The following is a 15,405-nucleotide window of genomic DNA, read 5'->3' on the forward strand; positions in this document are numbered from 1 at the left end:
ATGACATCTCCCTTTTAGCGATCATCGCGACCGCTTTTTACTATGGCGCCGGAAGAGGGAGCCATCCACCTCATCAAGCCCAACTCCGTCGATCCGTTCGCCTATCTGACTGCTACGCTCACCGCTATCGTGAACGGTCACAGGCAGAGCAGCATCGATGAGCTGCTGCCGTGGAACGCGATAAAACCCTGACGCCAGATAAAATGTCGGAAAAGGCTAAGGACTTCGCTCGCTCCGCCCAATGATATCAGCCCGCTGGCAAGTTCCGGTCGCTGGCACGATGTCGAGCTTATCCCCGACCTGAAAACCATCACGAGGCGTGCCGATCTCAAAATTGTATCTGCATGCGAGGGACTCCCCAGTGGGAGCAGTCCTTGAGAAAGACAGTTCTGCCATCGTTATGATCGTCACCCCACGACGATTAACTTCCTCTTCCCAGACGGCTTCTATCGTCGCGACGGAGCGCTCAAAATGATGCAGTCTCCATAGATAAAGGCCAAGAATGGCGATGCAGATCACCAATCCAACCAATGGGAACACGACCCTCATCACTGCGAGTTCTCGCGTCACGTTCGGATCGTAAGTTTGTCGAAGCATCACAACGCTCACATCAAGCGCAACTATGGAGGGTCGGTTCGATCCTTGCAAGGGACGAACGTACTCGGCGGTGTGATGGGAACGCCGCTTACGGTACGACGACGCGCCGCATCACCAGAGGTTCAACGTCATCGAGCGTACCCTGAGCCGGGCAACCGGTCATTTGTAGACAGTGCACTTCTCGTCGGTATAGACGATAGGTCTCGTTTTGAGGATCTCCGCGACGCCGGCGAATGAATTGAGGTTATTGAAGAGCGACCTGCAATCGACGATTGCGCCGAGTTTCGCGCCGCCGAACACCGATTCTGGGTTATTGATCGCGTTTACGACGATCGGGTCAGGCGTATGGTTCTTCACTGCGAAGCCTTTGCGATTGGCATAAAAAGGGACTTCAGAAGACCAGTCACTTCCCACTACAACTATGGCCTGCTTTTCCGATGTATTATTTTGGATTACCTGGCCAACTTTCAATAATTCATCACCCATTGCGTCGTTCGATATCAAGGGTTGGTAGAACCTTTCGACGTAGAAAACATTGCCTGCAAAAATCGCAGTAAGGATCACGATTGCAGTTTTCGGGCGAACATCTGCGAATGCAGCAAGCGAGATGGCAGCAGAAAATACGAGAAATATCGCGATAGACGTCTGATAATATGTGTGAACGAAATGTAGGTTCGAAAATGTAAGAATCGCCGCGAGAAAAGATAGCAACCCCAGCAGTACCAGAAGCAGGCTCCTGGTGCTTTTAGCGCTGGCTCCAAAGCAGAAGAGAGCAAGAAACGCTGCGCAACCAAATACATCGAATGGCATCCTTCCCCATACAATCTTCCAGAATTCTGGGCTTTCACGCAAGTGAAGCGTTCCAAAGGTCCACCTCTGCAATGCTGCTGACGTGAACATTGCTGAGTTCGGGTTTTGTATTTTGATCAGATCGGAATACTTAACCCACAAGTATCCAACAGCCAAAGCGATTACGCCGCTTGCAGCCAAACTCAAAAAAGGACGAATTTTTTCGTGTAATGACTTCTGCCTGTAACCATCTACGATCTCGTAGATAACGAATGCGAAAACAGGAACGCCGAATCCCAGAAACGTGGTCGACTTAGTCAGAGACGCTAAGCATCCCAGAGCAATGCTTAGAAGAAGAGTATAAATTGTCGGTGTTTTCTGCAGCGCCAAAAGTGATGCGAACCAAGCGACTGAGAAAAACAGCGCCGCAGTTTCTATCATGATACCTCTGGACCAAAAAACATAGAGCGGACAAGATAGATACAGTACGGCGAACACAAGAAAATGCTCTTCACGCAGCCGAAAGTAGCGAAAAATGTACCGAGCGGGTACCAGCGTGGCTAGGTAAAAACCGAAAGATAACAAACGACCTGAGATGACCAGGGGAATATGAGCCTTCATAAGCAATCCGACTAAGATTTGGTACGTCGGAAATTCGAATGGAATAGACCATGGGGCTCCGAGCATGGGGGTTTCATACGCGAGCCATTTTCCTCCACGTGCGATCCAATAAGCCGAGATGGCGGTCTGGCTTTGGCGAAACGCGTAGTAATCCAAAGTAGGGACAGATATATTTTTTAGTAGAAAGTACGCAGAATAAATGAACGAAAATAATACGATAGCGAATAGTATACGTCTCATTGTCATACGACATATTTTCCGTAAGCGAGGATCACCTAGTTTTATGAACGTTTGAGCGGAAAGTTGTCCTTCGCAAACGTAAAATATTTATGCGCTGCATAGCTTGTCGCCACTGGACTGAGGACTCCGACTGCATGGGCGATTGTTTCCCTGTGCCAATTGGAGCCCAGGGTGTTCATTAGCCACCGATCCAAAACGATACTTACCAACCAAACCTGGACGAGCGCGAGTAAGTTCACGATCGTAAAACGTATATATTGCTGCGTACGATTTCCCTCGCCACCTTGAAACACAAAGCGGCGGTTCAGCGCAAAGGCAACAGTCAATGCCACCGGAAAGGCGAGAACGATCGCAAATTCATATGATGTGACGGTGTTAAAGACGATGCGGGCTGTTACGTTGATCACCGCCGCCAATCCGCCGACGAGAACAAATCGGACGATCGGACTCTGGACCATCACTTTGCCGCGGTAACGAGGAATTGCTTACCCATGAAGCGCCACGCCATCGGAGTTGCAAGATAGGCTTTCACGAGGAAATCTGCGGTCGGCGCGCTGTTGTTCATGGTATAGGGCAGGAAGCGCGGGATGTTCTCCTCGATCCTGAAACCGGCAATCCGCAAGCCTTCCGCCAGTGAAAGATGCGACAGAGGTAAATAGTGATCGTAGAAGTCCCAATATTCCTTATAGGCATAGCGGATGTTCGGGCCCATAATGATGAAGCGGCCGCCCGGCTTCAGCACGTTGTGGACAGCCGCGAGGACCGTGTCGCATTCTTTCTTGTCTCGCAGATGCTCAAGAAAATTCGAGGTGAAAACGACGTCGGCAACCTCGTTTCCGACGACCGACAGATCCGTCGCCAATGAATGCCAGAATGAGATATCTTTGTTGAGATACTTCGGCGCATCCGGATTGAAGTCAACGGCAAGCTTCTTGGCCGCCTTGACGTTGTTTATGAACTCGCCGTAGCCGCAGGCGAGATCGAGTACCGTCGCATTGTCGGGTATCTTGTGATCAAAAAAGTTCCTGCATAGAATTTTCCAGACGCGGTCACGTCGAGCCAGACCTGTTTGCTCAAAACGTTCTTTGTATATTTTCGAAAGATCACTCATTCCTACCTCGTAATGCTTTTAGAGCAGCTTATTCGTATTTATGGCTTCCGCCATCATCCGACCATAGCGAATGCTTTCCGCAATGCCTCTATCCTCAGGATAGTAGAAGCAGGTGTCAGCAATCTGCAGACCTAAGACTGCCGTCTTGATCGGCGGAAGCTTCTCCAGGAAGTTGGGTTGGCAGACCGGCTGCGCATATTTCAGGCGCCCAACCTTGGCGTCGGCCAGATCGGCCCGCGTGATTTTCGGATTGACCTTGCGAATATAGCCGAAGGCCTCGTCAATGAACTGCTGGTCACTCCATTGCCACTTCGGTTGCGTTACCGGCATGTAATAGGGTACGTAGACGATCGTGCCGTCGATCGGGCGAAGGTTGGAGAATTCTATCAGCCCCGGGATCTCGATGCCCTCGTCGACGATGTTGACCCAGAAATTCTTGCTCACTGATTTCTTGAGCTTGAACAGCAGGCAGACGACGCCGATGTTGCGGATTGCGTCGTATTGCGCCTTCGAAGCCGCCGGCAGATCGGGCGCCAGCGTCGAGACCAGCGGCGTCGGAACGGTGGAAATGACTGCGTCGGCGGGTAAGAAGCGGCCGCCGGCCGTCACGCCGATGACCTTGCCGTTCTCGGTCTCAATCTTCTCGGCCGGCGTCGACAGGTGCAGCCGGCCGCCCTTAACGGTGTAAGCCGAAACCAGCGCATCGACGAGCGTCTGGCTGCCGCCTTCAATATAACCCAGCTCTTCCTGGAAGATCGAACGGCGTGAATTGCCGATGCGGCGCACGCGGGTGGCGATCCACGACGCTGAAATGTCGTCGGCAAGCTCATAGAACTTCAGGTCCATCAGACGCTTCCACAGCGTGTTGTAGACCTCCTTGCCGGAACCGCCCTCCAGCCATTGCCGCGCCGTCTTGTGTTCGATCGAGGCGAAATTGCTGGCTTTCGTCGTCAGGAACATCTGCAGGCCGGTGCGGATCTTGGCGACGAGGCTCAGATGCGGGAAGCGCAGAAGCGAAATCGGGTCACCCCACGGGTGGATGCGACCCTTGATGAAATAGCCCATAGAAGTCGGGCGCCAGCGCATCTTGTCGCCGATGCCGAGTTCGCGCATGAGCGCGAAGGTGGGTTCGTCTGACTTGCAGACGAAGTGATAGAAGCGCTCGATCGACAGGCCGCCGAAATCGAAATGCGCGGCCATGCCGCCGGCAACCGAATCCGCCTCGATCAGATCAACCTCATGCCCGAGCTGCACCGCCCGGTGCGCTGCGGCCAGGCCCATGGCGCCTGCGCCGATGACCACAATACGGCTCATCTTCCTCTCCCTAGAAGTCCAGTACGATGCCGCTATAACGCGGATCGAGATAGGTTTCCGCTATCGCGTTGCGCAGCGGGGTGGCAGGCGCGCCGAAGATTGCCGGCCAGTCGATCACCGCAAAGGTCTCGGGAATGATCAGCGCTTCGAGCTGGCTGGTGGTGAAGGGCGGCTTGTTGCTGAACTTGCCGTAAACGAATAGCAGCCACCAGAATAGATGATATGGGATATGGATGATGCGGGCCCTAGGCTTCACCGTTGAGTGGATCAGGCGGATCAGATCGCCGTACTGGATCTGCTCCAGGCCGGAAATGTCGTAGGTACCTGTCGTCCGGTTGGTGAGCGACGAGATGATGATGTTGGCGAAATCCCCGACATAGAGCGGCTGGCGGACGAACTTGCCGTTGCCTGGGATCGGGAAGACTGGCACGCGGTCCATGAAGCGGCGAAGCCAGCCTAGATGCTTACGATCGAACCAGCCGAACATCAGCGTCGGGCGCAGAATGACGTGCGGAATGTCGGTCACGGTATCGATGAACTGTTCTTGGGTGGTCTTGGAACGGGTATAGAAATCGTCTGCCTTCGAATTGACCACGGAAGAGGAGATGTGGACGAAATAGGGGATGGCATGCCTGCGCATCGAGGCTACGATTTTCTCGGTCGCCACTACGTTGTTGTGGATGAATTCCTGCTCGTCCAGGCCACCGATCTGGGCTTGGTTCAATAGGACCGCATCGGCGCCAGCAAAGGCGTCCATCCAGGCGCCGTCGGTCGCGAGATCCGCTTTGATCACCTCGATCTCGGGATGCAATTCTCGCAACAGCGCCGTATTGCTCGCATGCTTGTCGATTCCGACGATCTTCAGGCCCGGCGTGCCCTTTAGTCGGGCAATCACATTCTGGCCGACCAGCCCTGCGGCTCCGGTGATGACAATCTTCTTCATCAAATGTCCATTCGGTTGAAGATGGCGCTCGGCAGGTTACGAATGATCAGCATGATGTAGCGCCAAAACCATGGGGCATAGACGACGGGCCCACCGCGATCGGCTGCCGCTCGAACAACGGCCGCGACCTGAGGAGCAGTTGCCCACAGCAGGCCTTTGCGATCAAAGCCTTCCGTCATCGGCGTGATCGTGGGACCTGGCTTGACGATGACGGCACGAGGACCGCTATTGGCAAACCGGTGAGCGATACCCTCCACGAGCGTCGCCAAGCCCGCTTTCGCCGCACCGTATACGAAATTAGCGCGGCGGCCGCGATCTCCGGCCACCGACCCAATGACGACCAGCGAACCACGCCCCTGCCGCTCCAACTCAGCAGCTGCAGCAAGACACCAAGCCGTGGCTGAGTTGAAATTGATCCTCAGAATGTCTTCCGCCGCCGATTGATCACGTTCGGCGTCGGCCTGGTCGCCGAGAATACCGTAAGCAACGAGGATATGATCGACGCCGCCCAGTTGCCGGATGAAATCGCCGAGCGTGGCCTCCACCCCCTGCACCAGAGCCAGGTCGTGGACCGCAGTTTCCGCTCTGCAGGCGCCGCGGATCTTTAGGTCCGAGGCAATGGACGACAACTTGCCAATGTGCCGTCCGATAAGCAACAGATCGGCACCTTCTGCCGCGTAGAGACGCGCCGTTGCCTCAGCAATCGCAGATGTCGCGCCCAACACAATCACTCGCAATGCGCTGCACTCCTGTTCATTGAACGACCCTTCTCCAAAAATGCGATTGGAAATTGGGGTCCACGTATTTGGCGAAGTCCTGCCACTGTGGATAGCCCGAGCGGAACATATCCCCCGTCATTCTGCCGTCCTTGGCAGGGTAGAGCCGCCCGCCTGCCTCGCGCACAATGGCGTCCAGCCGATCCATCAACTGTAACGTCGATGCCCCGCGGTTTGGAAAATCAAGCGCCAAGGTCGTCCCAGGGCGCGGAAATGACAACATGCCTGGTGATGGCTTGCTGCCAAACGTCTTGAGGACGGCAAGAAACGATCCTTCTCCAGCGGATGATATTGTCTCCAGCATGGCCTTGGTGGCATCCCTCTCGTTCTCCGGCGGGACGGCGGATTGATACTGATACATGCCTCGCCGACCATACATCCGGTACCAGTGGCCGATCGCATCGAGGGGATAGAAGAAAGGGTGGATGGGGACGGTACCGCGACCGGCCTTGCGCTTTCCATTCCAGTAGTACAAACGATTGAAGGCGCCGATCGACATCCTGTTAAGGACGAAACCGGGAAAATTCAGCGGCATGTTCAGTTTGGGATCGGCTTTGGATGGTAGCCGCGCGCCCTTTTGCGCGTGGTTCCCTCGCGTGAACAGGCCGCGCCCAAGTTCTTTGCCTTTGGCCAGGCAGTCAATCCAGGAAACGGTGTAGTCGAACATATCCTCGCTCTCTCGAGCGATCTGAAAGAACTCGTCGAGATTGGCAAAAGGAACGTTCTCGACATCCATGATGGCGCTCTCGATCCGCATCACCTCGATTTCGGCCCAGGTGATAATGCCGGTCAGCCCCAGGCCGCCGATCGTTGCCGAAAACTGTCCAGTATTATCCTGTGGTGTCAATTCTAGCTGAGTTCCATCCGAGCGTAGCAAGCCAATGCGTCTCACCCAGCGCCCTAATGTACCCGCTGTATGATGATTCTTGCCGTGAACGTCGTTGGCGATCGCCCCGCCCAACGTGACAAAGCGCGTACCAGGCGTAACTGGCAAAAAGAAGCCCCGCCTTATCAGCATTTGCAACAGGGCATCGAACGAGATGCCTGCTTCGGCCCGCAGCAGCAGCCTGTCCGGGTCGAAAAAGATTGCTCGGTCGACGGAAGTCATCTCCAGCAACGCACCGTTCGGATTGAGGCAAGTATCGCCGTAGGATCGTCGCAGACCCGTGGCGAGAAGGGGAAGCGAGGCTTTTCTTGCTGCAGCCAAAGCCTCTGGGAGGTCGTCCTGCCATGCCGGCCGGGCCACTTTGTGAGGTGCTCTAATGACGCCTCCCCATGACCTGATCTCGTCGGAGGTCGAAAATCGGATCATAGGGCAGCCAGAAAGAGGAGGAAAACTATGCCGCCGAGCGTCAGGCTAATTCGATCCCGTAGGGCGAAGCTCACCGGATCATCGTTCATGTTGCCGCGGTGGGCGAGCAACCAAATGCGGCCGAGCCAAATTGACAGAATGAGCGGCATGCCCGCCAGCAATTGTGGATCGCTATAGACGCTCGCCGGTAACATCTCCTCAATGATGAAAAGCACGAGAACGACGAGTGAAGCGATAGCCGAGGCAATACCTAATGTCAGTGTCAAAGGTGCGTCTTCAACGCGATAGCCCCGACTGGTGAGGCTATGCGTTTCCCCGGTCACCCCAGCACGAATAATTTCCGTATGCCGTTTTGTTACCGCTAGGGAGAAGAAGAAAAAGACGGAAAATGTTAGAAGCCACGCGGGGCTGGGCCGGCTGAAAAGAACGACCCCCATGATAATGCGTACTGTAAAGAGCACCCCAATGATCAAAGTGTCTAGCAGAGGCACACGTTTCAGGCCGAGCGAATAGCATCCGGTGAGGACAAAGTAGCTCACGAGCGCACCGGCGAAGGCTGGCGCAAGCGCTAACGCCGATGCAAACGCAACGAAAAGCAATGTGCCGGAAAGCGTTAAGCCGACCGGGATCGACATGCGTCCGCTCGCAAGCGCGCGGTTACGCTTCGACCAATGCAGGCGGTCCGCATTGAGGTCGGCCAAGTCGTTCAGGAGATAAGTCGCCGATGTAACCATCAGCAAGCAGAAGAAGGCAAGAAAAGTACGGATAATGAGAGAAGGGTCGTGCCAAGCGTGACCGAAAATTAAAGGCAGGAATATTAGTATGTTTTTAGACCAATGATGAACGCGGAGAGCCTTCAACAGATCCTTAAACGACAGTTGCTTGTTTTTAAATTCGGCTTCGATGGGTTTGTCGAGATTTCGTGCCGCGTTGGCAACTGATGAGGAGACACCAGCGAGCACAATCCCGGTTGCGGCTTTCCAGACATCAACGTCTGCGGCGCTATCGCCTGCATAAGTAAAACCTTGCGGGAAGCGCTGTTTCAAATAAGCCGCTTTGGCCTTTCCTTTCAAATTTGCTTCGGCCGAGCCTGTTGCACTCGCAAAAATGCCGAGTCGCCCGGCCACCATTTCAACTACAGGCTGGGCGGCGGCCGAGCAAAGATGAATCTCGCGTCCGTGGTCAGCCTGCTGATGAAGCCATTGGACCAAATCTTCGCGAATCGGGAGAGTTGTGTCTTTGAGGTCGATTTCACGTGCTAGCTGCGCCTTTAACGCCGCTCGCCCTTTCGGGAGACTGAAGAATGCCCGCAAGACACCAAAAGGGCGCTTGAATAGCCCCATCGCGATTTGCTCGTATAGTGTATCTGTCACGATCAACGTATCGTCGAGATCGACCACAATCGGCCGCTCCAAAGTCTGGACGTTATCCGTTGCTACGGCGACCTCACGGATTTTTTCCATGTCCCCCACAATTCTCGCAATCTCGCCCTCGTCGAGGCAGCAACCCAGCAAAACAATCGTGAGGCTGTTTCCCATGAGAGGGACAAAAATTCAAGCATAGACCGCGAGAGACGGCCCCACAGAGGTAAAAGCGCGCGCCCTCACGCGGAAATCATCTAATTCCCTCAAAATCGATACGTTATCTCAGGAATATGGTATTTCTTTCGGGCCACGAAGCTGGCCGCAAGAGCGATCGCCAAGAGAGTTGCGACGATAAGCAATACCCGGAAAGGGACAAGCCGCAGGAATGGACATGCGCCCGCACGCAGGCAGCAACAAGCTCTTCCTTGATCGGCCAGAGCCGCCGACCGCGCTCGACAGGCGTAATGCCGCCGGGGGTAGTCTCGGCTATCGTGAACTTCGTCGAATCCTGGCAGACCAGAAGGAATCGCAACTATCGGAAATCATGGAACTATTTTTAAGCAGCCTTTAGGGGAAGGCGACCTGGTAGCCGCCCTTTGCCCGTTCATTTAGCGGCTTTCCGACCCGGTCGAAGCGGCGCTGGCTTTGGGTCGGTCGGATCCGGTTCGGCAAGAAGAGCAGCGACATCTACCGAAAGCGCGAGGGCAAGACGATCAAGCAGATCGATTGAAGCGTTATGCCTGCCTCGCTCCAAGTCGCTCACGACCGTCCGATCAACGTTCGCATCGACAGCAAGATTCTCCTGCGTCACGCCTAGCGTCGAGCGCAACTGTCGAAGATTCCAAGCGATGCGAGCACGAGTGTCCATGTTTCATGGCCACCATCTTGCATTGCATTAATCCATCGGATATATCCGACATATTATATCGATCTGACGGGTCACGCCTATCGATCGGTGCCCGAGATCGGTGATCGAGATGGAACTACGCCAGCTCTCCTATTTCAAAGCAGTGGCCGAGGAACTGCACTTCGGCAGGGCGGCCGCGAAGGTGCGGATTGCCCAACCGGCCTTGAGCAATCATATCATGGCGCTGGAAAAGGAGCTTGGCTGCCCGCTGTTCATCCGCTCCACCCGGCGGGTCGAACTGACCAGGGCAGGGGAGATGTTTTACGATCGCTGCGTCCGCATCCTCAGTGAAGTCGAGCTGACCACCGAACTGACGCGCGCCGCCGGCGGCAGCCGCATCCGTCAGATTAAGATCGGCACCGTCTATCCGGCCACCATGGGCATGCTGCCGACGTTCCTGGCGAAGATTGCTCGCAAGTTCCCCGATGTGAAGATCCACATCGCCTCGGGCAACACCGGCGATATCATCCGCAACCTGGAGAGCGGCCAGATCAATCTCGGCTTCATCCGCCCGGTGGAAAACATCGGCTCGTTGCGCTTCTTCTCGATTGCCCATGAGCGCTACTATCTGGCGGTTCGGCATTGCAATCCGCTTTCAGAGCGCGACGAGATCAGCATCGACGATCTCAGCGATCAGAAGATCATCGCCTTTTCCCGGCAGAACCTGTCGTTTACCGAGCGCTACTTCAATGAGAAGTTCGAGGCATACGACCTGACCAAGAACATCGCCTATACCTGTGATGACACCTGGTCGCTGGTGTCGCTCGTCTCGGCCGGGCTTGGCATCGGCTTTGCGCCGGAATGGACGCTCGAGCTTCCGAACCGCGCCTTTCGAGCTGAAGAAGGTCAAGGGGATCGATTTTAGGATCGGGCTCGGGGTTGCCTGGAACCGAGAGGACCCGACAGCCGCGCACGACGATATCGTTGACATCGCCCGGTCGTTGGCAAGGGCAGGGCGGTGAGGGCGGTCGTGTTCGGCTAACCCTCACCGTTCCGCCGCTCGTCTGCCGATGTTTGTATACCTGCTTGGTGTCGGAAGTGCTTCGTGGTGGTCACGCCCGTGCCGGTCGCCGGGGAAATGCCGTCACAGCTCAGTACGCGACCATAGTCACCTGAGTTCCGGCCTCCTTGGCTGCGTGGAAGAGCGCGAACATCGTGGGAAGACGCATTTCCATGAATTGTACCCAGGCAGACTCTAACAGCCACAACGGCATCCTCGCCATCGTAACTTGCCATCCGGCAATCAGCGCCTCGGCTGCCAAGGGAAGTGACGAGCCTGTACGTTTCCGGCCCCCCCATCACAAGCATTGCGGCTATCCGCTGGGTTGTGCGGCGCACGCTAACAGCCGATGCTTCGGCCTCACCGAAATAGTGGATCTCTCCGCCCCGGCCCGATTCGGCAATAGCGATCGCATTCTCCAGCTTAGAAACATCGATTCTAACAAAAGCTTCTCTATAATCTACCACGGCTCGTCCTCCTGTCATGAAAATCGGCTCGGCCAGCGCGAGCAACCCTCGCACGCGCAAGTATTGGGCAAGCCACCGTAGCCAAAGGACCGGACATACAGTCTTGCGGACGAGCGCCCTGAGTACAAAAAACTGTCTGTTAGTGGTGTTTCGTGATTTCTCGGCCACAACCATCCCGAAATCTTGTGAGCGCTAATATCTCCATGGCGTTGTAACTCTGAGTGAGCTAAATCGTGGGTAAATGGCTGAAGCGATGCGGTTTGCCGCCGCAAGCGCGCCAATCTGCAGCTTAAGGAAAATGATTTCGCGCATGGATGGCATCGCTCCGCAGCATCACGACTCCGGTCTTCGTGCGCTTTGCGGTATCGCTGCGTTCTACCGAATTGCCGCTGACCCAATCCAGCTTCAGCACGATCTGGCGCTGAAGGGGCGGACATCCGAAGCCATCGACATCCAGCGAGCAGCCAAGATCATTGGCCTTAAGGCGCGTGTCGCGGAGAAGGTCACGGAGCCCCGCCTTCGATCGATGCCAGTTCCGGCAATCGTCAAAGTGCAAAGCGGCTCCTTTCACGTGCTTGGCGGTTTGAATCCGTCAGGAAAGTACAGGCTCGTCGATCCGATAACGCGCGTTGATCGGGAAATTGCCCCGTCGGATATACTGGACGAAATCGGTTCGCGCGTGATCCTCGTTGGCCGGCGGATCGGCGGCGAAGGATCTGATCCCAGGGAGTTCGGTCTCAAGTGGTTTTTGCCGTCGATCTGGCGATACCGCAAGCCACTCGCCCATGTTCTGCTTGCCTCGCTGTTTGTTCAGATATTTGCGCTGGTCACACCCTTGTTCTTTCAGGTGGTGGTCGACAAGGTTCTGACGCACAAAGGCTACTCGACGCTCTTTGTGCTGGTCGCGGGCATTGCGATCATTGGTCTCTTCGACGTCGTTCTTCAATATCTCAGAACCTACGCGCTGGCGCACACGACGAACCGGATCGACGTCGAACTTGGGCAACGGCTGTTTCATCATCTTCTGCGGCTGCCTCTCGGCTACTTCGAGACCCGCTCGGCAGGTCAGACGGTTGCAAGGGTGCGCGAGCTTGAAACGATCCGCGCATTTCTGACCGGGCAGGGACTGTTCTCGGCGCTTGATGTTATTTTCACTTTTGTCTTCATCGCGGTTCTTTTTGCTTATTCCTGGAGCTTGACGCTGATCGTCATTGCCGCGATCCCGATCTACATCCTGATCGGCATGGTGGTCAGGCCACCGCTTCGCGAGTTCGTCAAAGAGAAATTCAATCGAGGTGCTGCGAGCCAGCAGTTCCTCGTCGAAGCGATCGTCGGGGTCCACACGGTGAAATCCGCCGCGGTGGAACCGGTGATGCAGGCACAGTGGGAGGAGAAGCTTGCAGCCTATGTGCGGACAGCTTTTGATACGACGCTTCTCAGCGCTGGTGGACAAAATGCCATTCAATATGTCAGCAAGCTTTCGACGGCAGCTCTTCTTCTCTTCGGCGCCAAGGCTGTCATCGATGGCGAGCTATCGGTTGGCTCGCTCGTTGCCTTCAACATGATTGCCGGCCAGGTCACCCAGCCAGTTTTGCGGCTCTCCCAACTCTGGCAAGATTTTCAGCAGGTACAGATATCCGTCGATCGGCTCGGTGACATCCTGAACACGCCGATGGAGCGTCAGCCTGGCGCTCGTTTGTCGTTGCCGGCGCCAAGGGGGCATATCGAATTTCGAAATGTCACCTTCCGCTATCGGCCTGGCTCCCCGGAAGTACTGAAAAACGTATCGCTTGAGATCAGACCTGGAGAGGTGATCGGCATCGTCGGCGCCTCAGGTTCTGGAAAATCGACGCTGACCAAGCTCGTCCAACGCCTCTATATCCCGGAGGAGGGGCAGGTCCTTCTCGACGGGGCGGATCTTTCGCAACTCGATCCCGCCTGGCTTCGAAGCCACATAGGAGTGGTTCTCCAAGAGAACCTTTTGTTCAACCGCACGATTCACGACAACATCGCTTTTTCAAACCCGGCAATGCAGCGGGCGCAAGTCATTGCTATTGCCAGGCTCGCCGGCGCCGATGAGTTCATCACAAGGCTACCGCAGGGCTACGACACGATGATTGAGGAGCGCGGCGCAAACCTGTCCGGTGGCCAGCGTCAGAGGATCGCCATTACCCGGGCCCTTGCGACCAATCCGCCGATATTGATTTTCGATGAGGCAACCAGTGCGCTTGACTATGAAAGCGAGCGCGTCGTTCAGACGAATATGCGCCAGATCGCCAAGGGCCGAACGGTGATCATCATCGCGCACCGGCTTGCCGCCGTCAGGCCATGCAACCGGATCATCGGCATTTCCGACGGGAGGATTGCCGAGGTCGGCAGCCATGACGAATTGCTGGCTAGGCCAGATGGCCTTTATTCGCGTCTCTGGGCATTGCAGAACGACAGGGGAGCGGCATGAGCGCAGTCGCTGACGCCTCCCGCCATTCGCCTCTTACGCGACGGCCCGCAACACGCGCGGATCACGAATTTCTGGCGCCAGCGCTTGAAGTTTTGGAAACGCCGCCATCACCCATACGCATGACGCTGATCTTGATCATCTGCCTGTTCACTACAGTTGCGCTGGTCTGGTCGTATCTTGGCCGCATCGACATCATCGCTGCTGCGCAAGGCAAGATCCAGCCGACTGGCCGCGTCAAGGTCGTGCAGCCATTGCTGACGGGCAAGGTGAAGGCGCTGCCGCCACAAAACGGCGACCACGTGCGCCAAGCCGACATTCTACTCGAACTTGATCCGACAGATGCTCTCGCAGACGAAAGGGACGCCTCAAAGGGCCTCGCATCCGTGAAGGCTGAGGTTCACCGCCGCAGGGCTGCCATCCAGTTCGTGCGTTCGCAACCAGCGGCGGGATCGGTTCCGGAAGTCAACTGGGACAAGGGTACCGGCCTTGAGCTGCAGCAGCGCGAGGATGGCATTCTTCGAGGCGATATCGAGCAATATGACGCGACCATCGCCTCACTCGACGCACAGCAGCATCAGAAGGAAGTGGAGCGTGATCGGCTCCAAGTGACAGTCGCCGCGCAAGAATCCCTCGTTGAGACCCTCAAGGAGCGTGTGACGATGCGCAGTACGCTTGCTTTGAAGGATGCGGGTACAATGGCAAGCGTCATCGATGCAACAGAGACAATGAAGGAACAGGTGACGCAGCTGGCGATACGGCAGGGTCAGCTTGCCGACGCCGAGGCTACAATCGATGTCTTCGCCAAGGAGAAACGAAAGACAGAACGCGCCTTTCTAAGCGATCAGCTTGACCGGCTTGGCGATGCCGAGCGCCGCGCGGACGAATTGGAGGAGCGCCTGGCAAAGGCCAAGAATTCCCTTGAGCAGATGACGTTGCGCAGTCCGATCGATGGAACGGTGCAATCCTCCTCGGTGACCGGCCTCGGGCAGGTGGTCACCGTTGGCCAGGACCTGATGCTGATCGTACCGGAAGACAGCGCGCTGGAGCTTGAAGTCTATATGCCCAACAAGGACATTGGCTTCATCAAAGTGGGCCAGGAAGCCGTCGTGAAACTTGAGGCCTTTCCGTTCACCCGTTACGGGACGGTTTCAGCCGTCGTCGTGAAGGTCGCGGCCGATGCCATCCCGGAGCCAGACGCAACCCGTCGTGAAGGAGACCCCAGCGCCAGGCAGTCAGGGACAGCCTTTGGTGGTGCGGAGCGAACACAAAATCTAGTCTTTCCTGTTACGCTGCGCCTTAACGCCGATCACGTTCAAGCTGACGGTGCAGATGTCAAACTGTCGCCAGGTATGGCTGCTGTTGCCGAGGTGCGCACTGGCCAGCGCAGAATATTAGAGTATGTGTTTTCGCCATTGGTTGAGGTCACTGACGAGGCACTCCATGAGCGATGAAGGATCGTGGAAATATAATGGCTATAAATACTTAGCAACTGCGGTAGCGTTCTCG

At 55.9% G+C, this 15,405-nt stretch carries 11 protein-coding genes and 2 pseudogenes; 4 read left to right on the forward strand and 9 right to left on the reverse strand.

Features of this window, described 5'->3' with window-relative positions; genetic code table 11:
* Positions 1–75: 75 nt before the first annotated feature.
* Positions 76–192, forward strand: a pseudogene (locus ACSQ9D_RS25470) (transposase domain-containing protein); the annotation flags it as partial.
* Between the two features lie 564 nt (positions 193–756).
* On the opposite strand, the gene ACSQ9D_RS25475 reads toward ACSQ9D_RS25470, so the two are convergent.
* The 9 genes from ACSQ9D_RS25475 to ACSQ9D_RS25515 all read right to left on the reverse strand — a co-directional run bounded on the left by ACSQ9D_RS25475 (position 757) and on the right by ACSQ9D_RS25515 (position 9,935).
* Positions 757–2,007: a hypothetical protein gene (locus ACSQ9D_RS25475; RefSeq protein WP_436284642.1), complete on the reverse strand. Its 1,251-nt coding sequence runs from the start codon at positions 2,005–2,007 to the stop codon at positions 757–759.
* Positions 2,008–2,288: 281 nt separating this feature from the next.
* Positions 2,289–2,705 carry a GtrA family protein gene (locus tag ACSQ9D_RS25480; protein WP_436284643.1) on the reverse strand — a complete coding sequence of 139 codons (417 nt, stop codon included), beginning with the start codon at positions 2,703–2,705 and terminating at the stop codon, positions 2,289–2,291.
* Positions 2,705–3,358, reverse strand: coding sequence for a class I SAM-dependent methyltransferase (locus tag ACSQ9D_RS25485; protein ID WP_436284644.1), 654 nt, complete (start codon positions 3,356–3,358; stop codon positions 2,705–2,707). Before ACSQ9D_RS25485 ends, ACSQ9D_RS25480 begins: the two co-directional genes overlap by 1 nt.
* Positions 3,359–3,376: 18 nt before the next feature.
* The gene (locus tag ACSQ9D_RS25490; protein WP_436284645.1) at positions 3,377–4,672 is read right to left on the reverse strand and encodes an NAD(P)/FAD-dependent oxidoreductase; all 1,296 of its coding nucleotides are present in this window, start codon (positions 4,670–4,672) and stop codon (positions 3,377–3,379) included.
* A gap of 10 nt (positions 4,673–4,682) precedes the next feature.
* Positions 4,683–5,615, reverse strand: a complete 933-nt coding sequence (locus ACSQ9D_RS25495) for an NAD-dependent epimerase/dehydratase family protein (protein ID WP_436284646.1) — start codon at positions 5,613–5,615, stop codon at positions 4,683–4,685.
* Positions 5,615–6,346: an SDR family NAD(P)-dependent oxidoreductase gene (locus tag ACSQ9D_RS25500; protein ID WP_436285169.1), complete on the reverse strand. Its 732-nt coding sequence runs from the start codon at positions 6,344–6,346 to the stop codon at positions 5,615–5,617. The genes ACSQ9D_RS25495 and ACSQ9D_RS25500 overlap by 1 nt, the downstream gene beginning before the upstream one ends.
* A gap of 22 nt (positions 6,347–6,368) precedes the next feature.
* Positions 6,369–7,637, reverse strand: coding sequence for an FAD-binding oxidoreductase (locus ACSQ9D_RS25505; protein WP_436284647.1), 1,269 nt, complete (start codon positions 7,635–7,637; stop codon positions 6,369–6,371).
* Between the two features lie 62 nt (positions 7,638–7,699).
* On the reverse strand, positions 7,700–9,241 hold the full coding sequence (locus tag ACSQ9D_RS25510) for a UbiA family prenyltransferase (protein WP_436284648.1): 1,542 nt from the start codon (positions 9,239–9,241) through the stop codon (positions 7,700–7,702).
* A gap of 430 nt (positions 9,242–9,671) precedes the next feature.
* Positions 9,672–9,935, reverse strand: a complete 264-nt coding sequence (locus ACSQ9D_RS25515) for a helix-turn-helix domain-containing protein (RefSeq protein ID WP_436284649.1) — start codon at positions 9,933–9,935, stop codon at positions 9,672–9,674.
* Between the two features lie 109 nt (positions 9,936–10,044).
* On the opposite strand from ACSQ9D_RS25515, the pseudogene ACSQ9D_RS25520 reads away from it, so the two are divergent.
* From ACSQ9D_RS25520 to ACSQ9D_RS25530, 3 genes and pseudogenes are all read left to right on the forward strand, one after another.
* A pseudogene (locus tag ACSQ9D_RS25520) lies at positions 10,045–10,936 on the forward strand (LysR family transcriptional regulator).
* 815 nt (positions 10,937–11,751) lie between these two features.
* Positions 11,752–13,899 carry a type I secretion system permease/ATPase gene (locus ACSQ9D_RS25525; protein WP_436284650.1) on the forward strand — a complete coding sequence of 716 codons (2,148 nt, stop codon included), beginning with the start codon at positions 11,752–11,754 and terminating at the stop codon, positions 13,897–13,899.
* The gene (locus tag ACSQ9D_RS25530; protein ID WP_436284651.1) at positions 13,896–15,350 is read left to right on the forward strand and encodes an HlyD family type I secretion periplasmic adaptor subunit; all 1,455 of its coding nucleotides are present in this window, start codon (positions 13,896–13,898) and stop codon (positions 15,348–15,350) included. Before ACSQ9D_RS25525 ends, ACSQ9D_RS25530 begins: the two co-directional genes overlap by 4 nt.
* The last annotated feature ends 55 nt before the right edge of the window (positions 15,351–15,405 follow it).

It is taken from the genome of Rhizobium sp. LjRoot258 (assembly GCF_964254185.1).
Taxonomy (GTDB): domain Bacteria; phylum Pseudomonadota; class Alphaproteobacteria; order Rhizobiales; family Rhizobiaceae; genus Rhizobium.